Below are 15,864 nucleotides of genomic sequence, written 5' to 3' on the forward strand. Positions count from 1 at the left end.
TGCTCGCCGGTCCCGCATACCCATGCGCCAATCAATGGAAGGATCAATGCAGCGCATCGCAATTGCCATCGGGCTGATCGGCCTGGTGGCCCTGGGCCCGCTCCGCGCCTCGGCGAACCCGGTCATCGACACCACCCGGCCCACGGCCGCGCAGATCGAGCGCATCCAGGCCGAGCTGGCCGGGCACAAGATCTACAGCGAACTGAAACCGGCCGACCATGCGCAGGTGGTCAATGCGCTGTCGCGCATCCAGGAAAAGCTGGGCAGCGACGGCGTCCTGTCCGGCCTGCATCCGGCCGCGCAGGCGGACGTGGTCAACGACCAGGAACTGGTCAACACCCTGCTTGCCAAGGCCAGGGCGGACAGCCGCCTGGTGTGCCGCCGGGAAATGCCAACCGGCAGCAATCGCCCGCAGACCATCTGCATGACGGTCGCCGAACGCGCCGCGGCGCGCGAGCGCAGCATGGACGTCATGCGCAAGACCGGCATCAGCCGGCCGGAAATAATTCCCTGACCCCCGGTGGCGGCGGACTCACCCGCCGCCCAGCACGCCCACCGCCTGCAACGCCCGCAGGCGGCCGGCATCGAGCGACAGCACCTCTTCGAGCACCTGCGCGGTGTGCTGCCCCAGCACCGGGGCGGCCTGCCGGTACTGCAGTGGCGTAGCCGAGAACCGCACCGGGTTGCGTACCCCCGGCACGCTGCCGCCCGCCGCATGCGGCAGGTCGATGCGCAGTCCGCGCGCGCGGACCTGTGGATCGTCGAAGACCTGGTCGATGCGATTGACCGGGCTGGCCGGCACCTGCGCCCGTTCCAGCTCCTGCAGCCATTCGCCGGCGCTGCGCGTGCGCAGCCGCTGCTGCAGCAGCGGCACCAGTGCGGCGCGATGCGCCACCCGCCCGCTGTTGGTCGCATAGCGGGCATCGGCGGCCAGCTCCGGGGTGCCGATCACCGCGCACAGGCGCGCGAACTGCGCGTCGTTGCCCACCGCCAACATGAAATGGCCATCGGCCGCCGGCATCACCTGGTACGGCACGATGTTCGGATGCGCGGTGCCCTGGCGGCCCGGCACCTGGCCACCGACCAGCCAGTTGGACGCCTGGTTGGCCAGCCACGCTACCTGCGTGTCCAGCAGCGCCAGGTCGATCTGCTGGCCCTGGCCGGTGCGTTCGGCATGGCGCAGCGCCGCCAGGATCGCGGTGGCCGCGTACATGCCGGTCATCAGGTCGGTCGCGGCCACGCCCACCTTCTGCGGGCCACCGCCGGGCGCGTCGTCGGGTTCACCGGTCACGCTCATCAATCCGCCGATGGCCTGGATGGCGGCGTCGTAGCCGGCGCGCCGCGCGTAAGGCCCGTCCTGGCCGTAACCGGTGATCGAGCAGTACACCAGCGCCGGGTTGAGCGCGCGCAGGCTGGCGTAGTCCAGCCCGTACTTCGCCAGCCCGCCGACCTTGTAGTTTTCCACCAGTACCTGGCAGCGCGCGGCCAGCGCGCGGATCAGCGCCTGCCCCTGCGGCTGGGTGAAGTCGATGGCGACCGAACGCTTGCCGCGGTTGGCGCACAGGTAGTACGCCGACTCGGCGGTGTCATTGCCCGCGGCGTCCCTGAGGAACGGCGGCCCCCAGCCACGGGTGTCGTCGCCCACGCCCGGGCGCTCGACCTTGATCACGTCGGCGCCGAAATCGGCCAGCACCTGGGTGGCCCACGGCCCGGCCAGGATGCGCGACAGGTCGAGCACGCGCACGCCGTCGAGCAGGTTCATCGCGGTGTTCCCCATTGCGCCCCGGAAGCGCGGCTTCCGGGGCGTCCAGCGTTCGTCGCGATACCGCTCAGAACGCGTTGATGCCGGTCAGTTCGCGGCCGACCACCAGCTGGTGCACGGTTTCGGTGCCTTCATAGGTGATCACCGACTCCAGGTTCAGCGCATGGCGGATGGCCGCGTGCTCGGTGGTGATGCCGGCACCGCCCAGCAGGTCGCGGCACTCGCGGGCGATGTCGATGGCCAGGCGGCAGTTGTTCCACTTGGCCAGCGACACCTGCTGCGGCTGCATTTCCCCGGCATCCTTCAGGCGGCCCAGCTGCAGCACCAGCAGCTGGCCGGCGGTGATGCGCCGGGCCATGTCGGCCATCTTGATCTGCGCGCTCTGGGTGGCCGCCACCGGACGCCCGAACAGGATGCGCTCCTTGGTGTAGGCCAGCACTTCGTCCAGGCAGGCGATGGCCGCGCCGAGCGGGCCCCAGGTGATGCCGTAGCGGGCCTGGGTCAGGCAGCCCAGCGGGCCTTTCAGCCCTTTGACGTTGGGCAGCCGGTTGGCGTCGGGTACGCGCACGTTGTCGAAGAACAGCGCGCCGGTCACCGAGGCGCGCAGGCTCATCTTGTGCTTGATCTCCTGCGCGGTGAAGCCCGGGGTGCCCTTCTCGATCACGAAGCCCTGCACGCCCTCGTCGGTGTTGGCCCAGACGATGGCGATATCGGCCACCGAGCCGTTGGTGATCCACATCTTGGAGCCGTTGATGATCCAGTCACCGCCGTCCTTGACCGCGCGGGTCTTCATGCTGGCCGGGTCCGAGCCGCCATGCGCCTCGGTCAGGCCGAAGCAGCCGATGACCTTGCCGCGTGCCATGTCCGGCAGCCAGCGCATGCGCTGCTCTTCCGAGCCGTAGGCGTAGATCGGGTACATGCACAGCGAGCTCTGCACCGAGACGAAGCTGCGCAGGCCGGAATCGCCGCGCTCCAGCTCCTGGCAGATCAGGCCGTAGCTGACGCCATTGAGTCCGGCGCCGCCGTACTGCTCCGGCAGGGTGCTGCCCAGCAGGCCCATCTCGGCGATCTCGGGGATCAACTCGTCGGGGAAGCGGCCCTGGTCGAAACAGTCGCCGATGATCGGCAGCACGCGTTCGTCGGTGAAGCGGGCAACGGAGTCCTGCACGGCGCGCTCTTCCTCGCTCAGCAGCGAACGCACATCGAACAGGTCGAAGGGGTTGAGGGTCTTCAAAGTCATTGCTGTCTCGGAAAGTGCCATCACGGCCGGGAAGGTGGATGAATAAGGTAGTCCATCCGCACGGGGAAAGTCGCTGCGAGCGCACGTGGCCCCGGGGCTGGCCGCCACCGGCGGCCCGGCAACGGCCTCCATACCCCCCCGCCGGGCGCGGGCCGGCCCAACCAACGGAACAGGCACGGCACGCGGCCGACGCGGTATGGTGTCGCCCTTTCCGCCCTCCGAAGCCCGCCGATGCCCGCCAACCCGTCCGTCGCCGCCCCGGCTCCGCCGTCGCAGAAACTGGAACGCGCGCTCAAACCGCGCCAGCTGATCATGATGGGCCTGGGCAGCGCGATCGGCGCCGGCCTGTTCCTGGGCTCGGGGGTGGGCATCCACGCCGCCGGCCCGGCGGTGCTGCTGTCCTACCTGGTCGCCGGCACGCTGGTGATCATCATGATGCACGCCATGGGCGAAATGGCCGCGGCGCGCCCGGCCAGCGGCGCGTTCTCGGTGTATGCCGCCGATGCGCTGGGCGCCACCGCCGGCGCCACCATCGGCTGGCTGTGGTGGGTGCAGCTGGTGATCGTGATCGCGGCCGAGTCGGTCGGCGCCGCCGGCCTGCTGGCCACGCTGTGGCCGCAGCTGTCGGTGCCGCTGACCTCGCTGGCGTTCATGGTGGCCTTCACCGTCATCAACCTGATGGGCGTGCGCAACTACGGCGAGTTCGAGTTCTGGTTCGCCATCCTCAAGGTCGCCGCGATCGTCGCCTTCATCGTGATCGGCATCGCGCTGCTGTGCGGGCTGCTGCCCGGCGTGCCCTCGCCCGGCCTGTCCAACCTGTTCGGGCACGGCGGCTTCGCGCCCAATGGCCTGGCCGGCATCGGCGCGGCACTGCTGGTGGTGGTGTTCGCCTTCGGCGGCACCGAGATCGTGGCCGTCGCCGCGGCCGAGACCCAGGACCCGGAACGCAGCCTGGCGCGCGCGATCCGCACCGTAGCCTGGCGCATCCTGGTGTTCTACATCGGCTCGATCGGGGTGATCATCGCGGTGGTGCCGTGGACCAGCGAATCGCTGAAGTCGCCGTTCGCGGCGGTGCTGCAGGTCGCCAACATCCCCGGCGCGGCCACCGCCATCACCCTGATCGCGGTGATCGCGCTGCTGTCGGCGCTCAACGCCAATCTCTACGGCGCCTCGCGCATGATCCATTCGCTGGCGGCGCGCGGCGAGGGGCCACGCGGGCTGGCCCGGGTCAGCCGCCGCCAGGTCCCGGTGCTGGCGGTGCTGGCCAGCGTGCTGTTCGGCTTCGCCGCCACCGTGCTGGAGCTGCTGTATCCGGACCGGGTGCTGCCGGTGCTGCTGAACGTGGTCGGTTCGACCTGCCTGCTGGTGTGGACCATCACCCTGGTCTCGCAGTTGGTGCTGCGGCGCCGCGCCGAGCGCCTGGGCACGCCGCTGCCGTTCCGCATGGCCGGCTTCCCCTACCTGACGGTACTGGCGCTGGCGATCCTGGTGCTGATCTTCGCGCTGCTGCTGTCGGCGCCCGAGACCCGCCTGCAGTTCCTGTCGATGGCCGCCCTGACCGCCGCCATCGCCGTGTTCAACGCGCTGGCGCGGCGCTTCCGCGGCGGCTGACGACGCCACCGGGCCCGCGCAAACCGGGCCCGTCCAGGCCAGGCTTGTATTGGCGCGCGGGGGGCGGCAGGCTCCGCCCATCCGAGACCCGCGCCATGCCCACGCCCGATCCCCGTGTCGACGCCTACATCGCCCGCGCCGCCGCCTTCGCGCAGCCGATCCTGCATGAGATCCGCCAGCGCGTGCACGCGGCCTGCCCCGGGGTGGAAGAAGCCATCAGATGGGGCATGCCGGCCTTCCTGCACCGTGGCCGGTTGCTGTGCGGAATGGCCGCGTTCAAGGCGCACGCCGCGCTGAACCTGTGGGCGCGGGACGCCGGGGACAGCGGCGCCGGCGGGGGCATGGGCCAGTACGGGCGGCTGCGCTCGGTGGCCGACCTGCCCGCCAGGCGCGGGTTCGCCGCCCAGCTACACCAGGCCATGCAGCGCATCGAGGGCGGCGCGCCCGTCCTCAAGCGCGCGCCGCGGCCGCCGCTACCCATGCTGCCGGCGTTCGCCCAGGCGCTGGCCGCGGCGCCACAGGCCGGGGCCACGTTCGACGGCTTCGCGCCCGGCGCCCGCCGCGATTACCTGGAATGGATCGGCCAGGCCAGGCGCGAAACCACCCGCCAGCAGCGCATCGCCCAGGCCATCGAATGGCTGGCCCAGGGCAAGCGCCGCCACTGGAAACACGAAAGGCATTGACGCCGGCCCCGCCAACGATTCCACTTGCCCCCGAAAGTACGACACGACTCCCCACGCAACGCCATGACCGACCTCGAAGACCTCATCCAGCGCGCCATAGACCCGTCATCCGTCAAGCTGGAAGGCACCCTCACCAATCCCCCTTCCTTCGGCGTCTACCTGGTCCAGGACACCGACAACGACAGCCAGCACTACCGGTTCGGCAGCCACCCGGTGCGCATGCAGGAGCTGGAGGACAGGTTCGGCGGCTGCGAGCTGGAATACCTGTTCCTGTCGCGCGAGGACGCCGCGGCAGTGACCTCGGCGCTGAACAAGCGCGAGGAATGAAGCACGCCCTTCGCGGCGCCGCGCCGGTGCCGCCGAAGCGGCGCCGGCACGCGGCCGGCGGCGTCAGCCGATCACCCGCCTGAACGGCGGCAGCGCGTCGATGATGCGCTTGCCGTAGCGGCGCGTGAGCAGCCGCGAATCGAGGATGACCACGCGCCCGGTATCGGTGGAGGTGCGGATCAGGCGCCCGGCGAACTGGGTCAGCGTGCGCAGCGCATGCGGGATCGCGATCAGGTTGAAGGAATTCAACCCGCGGCTCTCGAACCATTCGCTCAACGTCGAGGTCTGCGGATCGGTCGGCACCGCGAACGGCACCTGGGTGATGACCACCGTGGTACAGGCCTCGCCCGGCAGGTCCAGGCCCTCGCCGAACGAATTGAGCCCGAACAGCACCGAGCCCTCGCCGGCGGCGGTGCGGCGCAGGTGCTCGTCGATCATCTTCTGCTTGGCGCCTTCGCCCTGCACCAGCACCTTCCGGCGCAGCGTGGCCGGCATCAGCTCGGCCACCTTCTCCATCTTCCAGCGCGAAGTGAACAGCACGATGCTGCCCTTGTCCCAGTCCAGCTCGGCGGCCAGGTACTTCGCCACTTCCTTCGGGTGGCGCTCGCGGTCGTCCGGCGTCACCGGGAACGGCGGCACCACCAGCTGCGCCTGGTTGGGCAGGTCGAACGGCGAGGCCAGCGACACCATTTCCGCCTCGGCGGGAATACCGTTGTCGATGGCCAGCGCCTGGAAATCGCCGCCGCCGGTGAGCGTGGCCGAGGTCATCACCACCGAATCCACTTCGTCCCACAACAGCTTGCGCAGCACCATCGCCGCCGACACCGGCGAGCAGTGCAGCACATGCTCGCCGTCGCGGGTCAGGGTGATCCAGCGCGCCATCGGCGGCTGGCCTTCCTTGTCCTCGCGGCGCCAGCCGGCCCACAGGTCGTACTGCTGCTGGATCATCTCCAGTGCCATGCCCAGGCTGCGCTGCAGGCGCTCGTGGGCGGCGTCCTCGGGCTTGCCCTTGGCCACCTGCGCGGCCGCGGCCGTGGCCCAGTTGAGCAGGGTGCGGGTCTCGTCGGCCAGTTCCTCGACCGGCTGCCGCCAGGCCTCCGGCAGGCGGCCGTTGGCGGCGCGCCACAGCGGCTCGCGTTCGTCCGGCGCCGGCGTCCACACCTGCGCGATGCCGTCGGCGAACGCCTTGAGCAGCTTGGCCACGCGCGCCGCGGCGTCGATCGCCTCGTTCGGCAGCAGGTTGCCGATCCTGTCCTTGTCCACCGCGCGGTAGGCGCCGGCGATGATGATCTGCAGGCGCCCGGTGCGCCGCGCCATGTCATCCAGCGGCAGGCTGGCCGCGCCCTGGTCGATGGCGACGTTGCCGATGTGGTGGCCTTCGTCCAGCACCAGCAGCATGTCGGCGGGCGCGGCGATCAGCGGCTGGCCGTTGTCCGATTCGCCGATGGACAGCGCCGACAGCAGCAGCGCGTGGTTGGTCACCACGATCTGCGCCTCGCGCACCTCGTTGCGCGCGCGCAGCACCGGGCACTGGGTCGAATAGGCGCAGCGGCGCCCGGCGCAGCCCGAGGCCGGGGTGGTGATGCGCAGGCGCAGGCCGGGCGTGACCGCTTCCGGTGCATTGTCCAGGTCGCCGTTCCAGCGGCCTTCGCTGAAGGCCCGCACCAGCCGACCGGCCACGTCCATCTCGATCGGCGCCAGCGGCCGCTCGTAGAGCAGCACTTCGTCGCCGAACATGCCCTCCTGCGCGCCCTCGCCCTGCGCTTCGGCGGCATTGCGCGTGCACAGGTAGCGGGTGCGGCCCTTGGCCAGCGCCACCGTGGCCTGCAGGCCGGTGGCCTTGAGGAAACTGGGAATGTCGCGCTCGACCAGCTGCGACTGCAGCGCCACCGTGCCGGTGCTGATCACCAGCTTCTTCTTCGAGGCCAGCGCGATGGGCACGCCGGCGGTCAGGTAGCCCAGGCTCTTGCCGACCCCGGTCGGCGCCTCGACCACGCCCACGCCACCGCTGGCCAGCGCGCGCGAGACCACGCCGATCATCTGGCTCTGCGAGCGCCGCGTGCTGAATCCGGGCGTGTTGGCCTGCAGCTTCGCGTAGGCGTCGCGGATGGCCGTCTTCACTTCCTCGGTCAACGCACGCGGCGCTTCCACTTTCTCCGTCACGCCGACCTGCCGCCTGCTACCTTCATGCCCGGCATTTTCCCATACCGGCGCGGCACATGCCCCGTAGGTGCCGGGCTTGCCCGGCACGGAGGCTTGCCCGGCACGGGTTCGCGGCCATGCGTCGCGGCTCAAGCTTTCGCCGGCCCGCGCAGGGCCCTGGCCAGCGCCCAGGCCAACAGCACGAAGCCGCCGGCTTCCAGCAGCGACACCGCGAAGTGGCCGACGCCCAGCGCGGTATTGAGCGCGGCGATGCCATCGAAGTTGCCCGCGGCGATCAGCAGCAGCGGCAACACCGCCAGCACCGCGCCGAACAGCGTGCTCGCCATCAGGATCGCCAGCGCCCACAGCGCGGCGCTGCGCGCCACCGCCTTCGGCGCCCCCAGCAGCAGGACCAGCGCCACGCCCAGCGCGATCATCACCGGCAGGCGGTAGCCCACCGATACCAGCAGCGAGCCCAGCAATTGCGTCTGGTCCACGCCGCTCAGTCCGCGGTGACCAGGGTGGCGGCGCGTGCGCGCAGCCCGGCGTAGACCGCGTCGGTCTCCGGGCGCACCCCGTGCCACTGCTGGTAGCTTTCCGCCGCCTGCTCCACCAGCATGCCCAGGCCGTCGAACTCATTGCGGCACCCGGCCGCGCGCGCCCAGGCCAGGAAAGGAATCGCCGCCTCGCCGTAGTTCAGGTCGACCGCGGTGGTCAGGCTGTTGACCAGCGACAGCGGCAGGGTGAAGGCCGCGCCCTCGCCCCGGCCGGCCGAGGTGGCGTTGATGATCAGCTCGAAGTCGCCCTGCTCGCGCAGTGCGTCCCAATAGGCCGAGATGACGCGGCCCGGTTCGCTCATCGCGTCCACCAGCGCATCGGCGCGCTCCGGGGTGCGGTTGGCCACCACCAGTTCGAGGATGCCGGCGTCGAGCAGCGCCGGGGCCACGCCGCGCGCGGCGCCACCGGCGCCGAGCAGCAGCACGCGGCGACCGCGCAGGTCCAGCCCGTTGCGGCCGGTGAGGTCGCGCACCAGGCCGATGCCGTCGGTGTTGTCGCCATGCCAGCGCTCGCCCTTGCGCAGCAGGGTGTTGACCGCGCCGGCACGCTGCGCGCGCGAAGTGGTGGTGGCGCACAGCGCGAACGCCGCTTCCTTGTGCGGCAGGGTCACGTTGGCGCCCACCCCGCCGTCGGCGGCGAACGCGTCCAGCGCCGCGGTGAAATCCTGCGCGGTGGCATCGATGGCGCGGTAATCGATCTCGATCCCCTGCGCCCTGGCGAAGGCGGCGTGGATGTGCGGCGACTGCGAATGGGCGATGGGGTGGCCAAAGACGGCGTAGCGGGCGACGCTCATGGTGATCCTCTGCATGACCTAGACTGGCGCGATCCCTGGCTTGCGGAACCTCCATGCGGACCCGATCGCTGCTGCTCGCGCTGTCCATGAGTCTACTCTTTGCACCGCGGGTGACGGCACTGGCGGAATTCGGCATCGAAGGCATCGGCGTGGTGTCCACCCGTGCCGACGAGCTGCGCGCCACGCGCTCGGCCGATGGCCGGCGCCTGGTCTGGGCCAGCAACCGCGACGGTGGCGCAGGCGGCTGGGACCTGTGGCAGGCCACCTGGCAGGACGCGCGCTGGAGCGACCCGCGCCCGCTGCCACTGGACACCGCGGCCGATGAGGTCGATCCGTTCCTGGATGCCGCCGGCCGCTGGCTGTACTTCGCCTCCAACCGCAAGGGCGGCCATGGCGGCTTCGACCTGTACCGCGCGGCGCTGCGCGACGATGGCGGCTTCGGCCCGGCGCAGAACCTGGGCGCTGCCATCAATGGCGCCGACCACGAACGCTCGCCGGCCGTGCACGACCACGACGGCAGCCTGCTGCTGGCCAGCGACCGCGCGGGCGGCGCCGGCGGCTGGGACCTGTGGCGCGCGCACCGTGGCGGCGACGGGTTTGCCGCGCCGCAGCCGATGACCGGCCTCAACGGTGCCGACGACGAACTGGACGGCGCTTGGCTGGCCGGTGGGCGCGCGGTGGTGTTCGCACGCGGCGAGGGCGAAGGGCGTGCGCAGCTGCAGCTGTCGCACTGCCACCAGGGACAGTGGAGCGCGGCGCAACCGCTGGCGCTGTCGTTCAACACCACCGAGGGCGATACCCGGGCGGCGCTGGTCGACGCCAGTACCCCGGGCGAACTGCTGGTCAGCGGCCATGCGCGCGCGCCGCGTGCCGGCGGCTTCGACCTGTACCGGATGCGGGCGCCGGCCAGCGACGGCAGCGGCGACTGCCGCTAGCGGGAGCCAACGCCCCGGCACCGCGCATGCGTCGTGCGGCGGTGAGGACGGTCAAGGTTCATGCGGGGCAAGCCCCGCATCTACGCAGTGCATGGATTGGGGCAACAGGCCCGTAGGTGCCGGGCTCGCCCGGCACGGGCCTCACCGGCACGGCCACATGCGCGGCAAGCCCCGCATCCACGGAATGCATGGGTTGTGGCAGCAGGCCCGTAGGTGCCGGGCTCGCCCGGCACGGGCTTCCCCGGCAAGGCCACATGCGCGGCAAGCCCCGCATCCACGGAGTGCGTGGATGGTGGCAGCAGGCCCGTAGGTGCCGGGCTCGCCCGGCATGGGCTTCACCGGTACGGCCACATGCGCGGCGGGCCCCGCATCCACGGAGTGCGTGGATGGTGGCAACAGGCCCGTAGGTGCCGGGCTCGCCCGGCACGGGCTTCCCCGGGAAGGCCACATCCGCGACAAGCCCCGCATCCATGGAATGCATGGGTTGTGGCAGCAGGCCCGTAGGTACCGGGCTTGCCCGGCACAGGCTTCCCCGGGAAGGCCACATGCGCGGCAAACCCCGCATCCACGGAGTGCGTGGACGGTGGCAGCAGGCCCGTAGGTGCCGGGCTCGCCCGGCACGGGCTTCACCGGGAAGGCCACATGCGCAGCAAGCCCCGCATCCGCGGAGTGCATGGGTTGGGGCAGCAGGCCCGTAGGTGCCGGGCTCGCCCGGCACGGGCCTCACCGGGAAAGCCACCTGCGCGGCAAGCCCCGCCTCTACGGTTGGGAGTCGCTACCGGGAGCCGGGTTGCCGGCAAGCACTTCGGCGCGCCGCCGCTCGTACTCCACTTCACCGATGCGCCCGGCCTGCCGCAGGCCGGCCAGTTCGCGCAGCCGTGCCTCGACCTCCGGTGGCAGCGGTGATTGCCGCTGCAGCCGTTGCGCGGCCGACGGCAGCTCCGGCGGTCGCCGCGCGGCGCGGACAACCGCGGCGATCACCAACCCGATCACCACCGCGAACGCGGTCACCCCGACCACCCACACCACCCATTGCCAGGGCTGCATGCCGGGCGCGTCCATCAGCCTTCCCGCAGCCAGCGCGCGATCTGCGGCGCGTAGTAGGTCAGCACGCCGTCGGCACCGGCGCGCTTGAAGCCGATCATGGTCTCCATCACGCAGCGGCGTTCGTCCAGCCAGCCGTTGGCGGCGGCCGCCTTGAGCATCGCGTACTCGCCACTGACGTGGTAGGCGAAGGTCGGCACGCCGAACTCCTGCTTCACCCGGTACACCACGTCCAGGTACGGCATGCCCGGCTTGACCATCACCATGTCCGCGCCTTCGTCCAGGTCCAGCGCGATCTCGCGCAGCGCCTCGTCGCTGTTGGCCGGGTCCATCTGGTAGGTGTGCTTGTCGGCCTTGCCCAGGTTGCCGGCGCTGCCCAGCGCATCGCGGAACGGGCCGTAGAAGGCCGAGGCGTACTTGGCCGAATAGGCCATGATGCGGGTGTTGATGTGGCCGGCGTCGTCCAGCGCCTGGCGGATCGCGCCGATGCGCCCGTCCATCATGTCCGAGGGCGAGACGATGTCCACGCCGGCCTCGGCATGCGACAGCGACTGCTTCACCAGGGCATCGACGGTGACGTCGTTGAGCACGTAGCCACGCGCGTCGATGATGCCGTCCTGGCCGTGCACGGTGAACGGGTCCAGGGCCACGTCGGTCATCACCCCCAGCTCTGGGAAGCGCTGCTTGAGCGCGCGCACCGCGCGCTGCGCCAACCCGTCGGGGTTCCAGGCCTCGGCGGCGTCGAGCGACTTGCACGACGGGTCGACCACCGGGAACAGGTCGATCACCGGCACCCCCAGTTCCAGCGCCTGCTCGGCCTCGCGCAGCAGTTCGTCGATGGACAGGCGCTCCACGCCCGGCATCGATGCCACCGGCGCGCGGCCGGCCAGCTCGTGCACGAACACCGGCCAGATCAGGTCGTCGGCGGTGAAGGTGTTCTCGCGCATCAGCCGGCGCGAGAAGGCATCGTGGCGCATGCGGCGCGGGCGGTAACGGGGGTGGAACATGGTGGGACTCCGGGATGGGGGGAATGGCTATTGCAGCAGGTAGCCCTGCGGTTGCAGCGGTTCGGGCAGCGGGTGCTCGCCCAGTGCGTCGAGCACGTCGATCTCGAGGGTGCGCACCATGGCGTCCAGCGGCAGGTCGTTGGGTTCCAGGCCGAACGGCTCTTCCAGCTCCTCGCCGAGCTGGTCCAGGCCGAAGAACGCGTAGGCCAGCAGCATCGACACCACCGGCGTGGCCCAGCCCAGCGCACCGGCCAGGCCGAACGGCAGCAGCACGCAGAACAGCCACGCGCAGCGGTGCAGCAGCAGGGTGTAGGCGAACGGCAGTGGCGTGCCGGCGATGCGCTCGCACGCCGCCTGCACCGAGGACAGCGCATGCAGGCGCTGTTCGAAGCAGGCGTACAGGTAAGGGTCGAGGCGGCCGGCGCGCAGCGGCACCGCCAGTTCGGCGGCGACCAGTGCCAGCAGGCCGTCGGGGATGTTCTGCCGCTGCAGCAGCGCCTGCTGCCCGGGCGCCAGCCACGGCGCGGCCGCGGCGGCGGCGTCGCGGCCGCGCAGGCGCGCGGCCAGGGCATGGGCGAAACCGACCAGCAGCCGCGACACCCGCCGGCGCAGTGGCGCGTCGTCGGCCAGCAGCGCGTTGGCCTGGCGCACGAAGCTGCGGGTCTCGATCAGCAGCTGCCCCCACTGCTTGCGACCTTCCCACCAGCGCTCGTGGCAGGCGTTGTTGCGGAAGCTCAGGAAGATCGACAGCACCAGCCCCAGCAGGGTGAACGGCGCCACCGCCAGGCCATTGGCGGCGAATGGATGATGCAGCTTGGCCAGCAGTGCCACGGCCACCGCCAGCACCCCGATCGCCAGCACCCGCGGGGCGATGGCCGGCACGATCGAACCGCGCAGTATGTACAGCAGCTGCCAGCCGCGGGGGCGGGGTCGGATGATCATCGGTGGGGGGTCACGCCGGCTGCGGGCCCTGGGCGCCGGATCGTCAGCCGGCAGGGTCCGCCATTCTACGCCCCGCGGTCAGACCAGGCCGCCACCCAGGCCCAGGCGGATCACCCCGACCACGATCACCGCCACGTTGAGCAGCAGCCCGGCCTTGGCGCGGCCGCGGTTGCCCTCACGGGTGAACAGCAGGCCGATGGCGGCGATGACCGCGCCGACCGCGGCGAACGGGATCAGGAACCAGTTGCCCCAGCCCAGCAGCGGGATGAAGGCCAACACCATCCACAGCAGCGCCACGATGCCCCAGACCAGGCTGATCAGTCCCATGTCGTTCCCTCCGCTGGTTGATGCGCGCAAGATAGCCCGGAAATCCCCGCGATCAAACGTTCCACGCGGTTCGCGGCTGATTCACGCGGGCGCGCCGATGATCCCGCCATCACCCACCCGGGAGTGAACCCATGAAACTACCGCTCGCCATCGCATTGGGCATCGCCCTGGCCACCGGCGGCTGCGCCAGCACCTCACGGGTCATGCTCGGCCAGGCGCGCGCGCCGGTCGATCCAGCCAGCGTGCAGATCTATTCCACGCCACCGGCCGGCGCGGTGGAGATCGCCCAGCTGGAGGCCTCCAGCGCAGTCGGCTTCGGCACCCAGGGCCAGACCGATGCGGCCATTGCCCGGCTCAAGCGCGAGGCCGCGGCGCTGGGCGCCAACGGCGTGATCCTGATGGGGGTGGGCGCCGGCGGCTCGCCGGTGGGCATGTCGGTCGGCGGTGGCAGCTACGGCCGGCATGGTGGCGGGGGCCTGAGCGTGGGCATCCCGACCCAGCAGAAGCGCGCCGCCGGCGTGGCGATCTGGGTGCCGCCGGGCGCGGCCAGGTAGGCCACGCCACGGCGGCGGCGATCGACCGCGGCATGCCGCGCCCGGCGCCGGCGTGTTCCCGCGTGCCCCCCGACGGACAGCGCGCGCACGGGGCGCCCGCAGGCGCCCCGTGCCGTTCACCTGCGGCGCTGCGCCGGGATGAACACCTCGTCCACGGCGGTGGCCAGCTGGTCCGGCGGCAGCAGCCCCTGGTCGAGCAGGAAGTTGTTGAACGCCAGGCGGTCGAAGCGGTCGCCCAGCGCCAGCTCGGTGCGCATGCGCAGCTCCATGATCCGGGTATAGCCGTAGAAGTAGCTGCAGGCCTGGCCCGGCGCCCGCACGGTGTAGCGGTCCAGTTCCTGGGTGGCCATGGCCTCGGACAGGCCGACGCCTTCCACCAGCACCTTGCGCGCCTGCTCGCGGTCAGTCAGGCCGAGGTTGAGCATCGGGTCGAGCATGGCGCGGGCGGCGCGCAGCAGCCGGAACTGCAGCGCGATCATCTGCCCGTCCAGCGGCTCGAACGGCACCAGCTCGGCCTCGGCGTACAGCGCCCAGCCCTCGACGTTGACCGAATTGAACGCGAACAGCGTGCGCGCCAGCGAGACGCCGCGCTCGACCATCGCCGCGAACTGCAGGTCATGGCCCGGGCGGCCTTCGTGCGCGCTCAGCGTCCATGCCGCCGAACCGAAGTTGAAATCGTCGTACTGCGCCTTGCCGCCCGAGGCCGGGTTGCCCAGCGGCAGCACGAAGGTGCCCTGCTGCCCGGTGTTGCCGACCAGCGGCGGCGGCAGGTAATGCGGCGCCGGCGACGCGGCGCTCTCGGCCGCGCTGCCCAGGCGCATCTGCAGCGGGCGCTGTGGCACGTCGACGATGCGCTGGCGGCGGATGATCGGGTCGATGGCGTCGATGATGCCGCGGTAGTGCGCCTCCAGGCGGTCGTTGCCGATCGTGTCCTGCTTCAGCGCGCGGATCACCGCGGCATGGTCGTTGGCATCATCCACCTTCAGGCCCTTGGCCTGCACCACCAGCGGCGCCAGCTGGCGCATCATCGCGCGGGTTTCCATGTACTCCAGCTGCGCGCGCTGCACCAGCAGCGCCGGGTCGATGTCCACGCCCACGTCCTTGAGCTGGAAGGCATACAACTCGGCCGGCAGGCGGGTGTCGGTGCGCGCCTGTGGCAGCACGTCCCGGCGCGTCCATGCGATGTACTCCTTCATCTGCGTGGCCAGTGTGGCCAGCGCGGCGTCCGCGCCCTTGATGTCGTACTTTGCGAACAGCTTGCCGATGCCGTCGATGTAGGTATCGACATTGGCGATGGCCTGTTCGACCTCGATCCGGGTCGGCTGCAGCAGGCCCGGGGTGCCGCTCTTCTCGGCGTAGCGCTGCCGCGCCAGGGTGGCCAGCGGCTGGCTGCCCGGGGCCTGGCCGATATAGGCCTTGAGCCGGTCCAGCGCCCGGGCCCGGCGCTCCGCCGGCACCTGGTCGGACAGCAGCCCGTTGAGGCCACCGAACACGCTCTGCGGCACGTCCACCCACGGCATCAGGTGCTGCTCCTCGAGCGCGCTGCCCTCGATGCCGCGGCCGGCCGCGGCGATCATGATCTCCAGGTCCTGGCGCACGTTGGGGTCGCGTTCGAGCTGGAGTTTTTCGCGCAGCTGGGTACGCGCCTGCTCCAGCGCGGCGCGGTAGCGCGCGGCGTTGTCCGGGCCAAGGTCGACGACCTTGTCGTCGTAGCCCGGGACGCCGAAGAAGCTGGCCATCTCCGGCCGGAACGGTGCCTGCGCGCGCAGCAGGATCTGCGCCAGCGCGTTGCTGTGCGCCACCCAGGCCGGCGCGGATGTGGCCGCCGGGGACGACGGCGTGGTGGCCGCGGCCAGCGGCAAGGGCGCGGCCAGGGCAAGGGCGACGGCGAGGACGATCGGTTTCATGCGCGCGGCTCCGGGGGTGGAGCCGTGACCCT

General features: G+C 71.3%; 16 protein-coding genes. 6 read left to right on the forward strand and 10 right to left on the reverse strand.

What is annotated here, in order from left to right:
- The first annotated feature begins 46 nt into the window (after positions 1-46).
- Positions 47-514 (forward strand): hypothetical protein, encoded by a 468-nt coding sequence (locus ACJ7VY_RS15440; RefSeq protein WP_313248074.1) that lies wholly within the window; start codon positions 47-49, stop codon positions 512-514.
- Between the two features lie 18 nt (positions 515-532).
- On the opposite strand, the gene ACJ7VY_RS15445 is transcribed toward ACJ7VY_RS15440, so the two are convergent.
- A complete protein-coding gene (locus ACJ7VY_RS15445) occupies positions 533-1,762 on the reverse strand; it encodes a CaiB/BaiF CoA-transferase family protein (protein ID WP_313248073.1) in 1,230 nt (409 codons plus the stop codon).
- Positions 1,763-1,829: 67 nt separating this feature from the next.
- Positions 1,830-3,002: an acyl-CoA dehydrogenase family protein gene (locus ACJ7VY_RS15450; protein ID WP_409475997.1), complete on the reverse strand. Its 1,173-nt coding sequence runs from the start codon at positions 3,000-3,002 to the stop codon at positions 1,830-1,832.
- Positions 3,003-3,233: 231 nt separating this feature from the next.
- Here ACJ7VY_RS15450 and ACJ7VY_RS15455 point away from each other — a divergent pair, with 231 nt between their 5' ends.
- From ACJ7VY_RS15455 to ACJ7VY_RS15465, 3 genes are all read left to right on the forward strand, one after another.
- Complete coding sequence (locus ACJ7VY_RS15455; RefSeq protein WP_313229903.1) at positions 3,234-4,613, forward strand: amino acid permease; 1,380 nt, start codon at positions 3,234-3,236, stop codon at positions 4,611-4,613.
- Positions 4,614-4,708: 95 nt separating this feature from the next.
- Positions 4,709-5,296 carry a YdeI/OmpD-associated family protein gene (locus ACJ7VY_RS15460; protein WP_409475998.1) on the forward strand — a complete coding sequence of 196 codons (588 nt, stop codon included), beginning with the start codon at positions 4,709-4,711 and terminating at the stop codon, positions 5,294-5,296.
- 63 nt (positions 5,297-5,359) lie between these two features.
- Entirely contained in the window at positions 5,360-5,623 is a 264-nt protein-coding gene (locus ACJ7VY_RS15465) for a hypothetical protein (RefSeq protein ID WP_104939881.1), read from the forward strand.
- A 63-nt stretch (positions 5,624-5,686) separates the two neighbouring features.
- On the opposite strand, the gene dinG is transcribed toward ACJ7VY_RS15465, so the two are convergent.
- The 3 genes from dinG to aroE form a co-directional block, all read right to left on the reverse strand.
- Complete coding sequence (gene dinG / locus ACJ7VY_RS15470) at positions 5,687-7,786, reverse strand: ATP-dependent DNA helicase DinG (protein WP_240212508.1); 2,100 nt, start codon at positions 7,784-7,786, stop codon at positions 5,687-5,689.
- Positions 7,787-7,914: 128 nt separating this feature from the next.
- Entirely contained in the window at positions 7,915-8,262 is a 348-nt protein-coding gene (locus ACJ7VY_RS15475; protein ID WP_293755699.1) for a hypothetical protein, read from the reverse strand.
- Between the two features lie 5 nt (positions 8,263-8,267).
- A complete protein-coding gene (aroE, locus tag ACJ7VY_RS15480; protein WP_240212511.1) occupies positions 8,268-9,116 on the reverse strand; it encodes a shikimate dehydrogenase in 849 nt (282 codons plus the stop codon).
- 53 nt (positions 9,117-9,169) lie between these two features.
- Between aroE and ACJ7VY_RS15485 the strand changes: the two genes are divergently transcribed.
- Entirely contained in the window at positions 9,170-10,051 is an 882-nt protein-coding gene (locus ACJ7VY_RS15485) for a TolB family protein (protein WP_409475999.1), read from the forward strand.
- A gap of 759 nt (positions 10,052-10,810) precedes the next feature.
- Here ACJ7VY_RS15485 and ACJ7VY_RS15490 read toward each other — a convergent pair.
- The 4 genes from ACJ7VY_RS15490 to ACJ7VY_RS15505 all read right to left on the reverse strand — a co-directional run bounded on the left by ACJ7VY_RS15490 (position 10,811) and on the right by ACJ7VY_RS15505 (position 13,371).
- Positions 10,811-11,113 carry an SHOCT domain-containing protein gene (locus ACJ7VY_RS15490; RefSeq protein ID WP_409476000.1) on the reverse strand — a complete coding sequence of 101 codons (303 nt, stop codon included), beginning with the start codon at positions 11,111-11,113 and terminating at the stop codon, positions 10,811-10,813.
- Positions 11,113-12,102 (reverse strand): porphobilinogen synthase, encoded by a 990-nt coding sequence (gene hemB, locus ACJ7VY_RS15495; protein ID WP_240212514.1) that lies wholly within the window; start codon positions 12,100-12,102, stop codon positions 11,113-11,115. The genes ACJ7VY_RS15490 and hemB overlap by 1 nt, the downstream gene beginning before the upstream one ends.
- A gap of 27 nt (positions 12,103-12,129) precedes the next feature.
- Positions 12,130-13,044 carry a bestrophin family protein gene (locus ACJ7VY_RS15500; RefSeq protein ID WP_293755686.1) on the reverse strand — a complete coding sequence of 305 codons (915 nt, stop codon included), beginning with the start codon at positions 13,042-13,044 and terminating at the stop codon, positions 12,130-12,132.
- 78 nt (positions 13,045-13,122) lie between these two features.
- Positions 13,123-13,371, reverse strand: a complete 249-nt coding sequence (locus tag ACJ7VY_RS15505; protein WP_312345100.1) for a hypothetical protein — start codon at positions 13,369-13,371, stop codon at positions 13,123-13,125.
- Between the two features lie 131 nt (positions 13,372-13,502).
- Here ACJ7VY_RS15505 and ACJ7VY_RS15510 point away from each other — a divergent pair, with 131 nt between their 5' ends.
- The gene (locus tag ACJ7VY_RS15510) at positions 13,503-13,925 is read left to right on the forward strand and encodes a hypothetical protein (RefSeq protein WP_161615615.1); all 423 of its coding nucleotides are present in this window, start codon (positions 13,503-13,505) and stop codon (positions 13,923-13,925) included.
- Between the two features lie 116 nt (positions 13,926-14,041).
- Here ACJ7VY_RS15510 and ACJ7VY_RS15515 read toward each other — a convergent pair whose 3' ends face one another.
- The gene (locus tag ACJ7VY_RS15515; RefSeq protein WP_409476001.1) at positions 14,042-15,832 is read right to left on the reverse strand and encodes a DUF885 domain-containing protein; all 1,791 of its coding nucleotides are present in this window, start codon (positions 15,830-15,832) and stop codon (positions 14,042-14,044) included.
- Positions 15,833-15,864: the final 32 nt, after the last annotated feature.

The sequence above is a fragment of the Stenotrophomonas sp. Y-13 genome (genome assembly GCF_046267925.1).
Taxonomy (GTDB): Bacteria; Pseudomonadota; Gammaproteobacteria; order Xanthomonadales; family Xanthomonadaceae; genus Stenotrophomonas; species Stenotrophomonas acidaminiphila_A.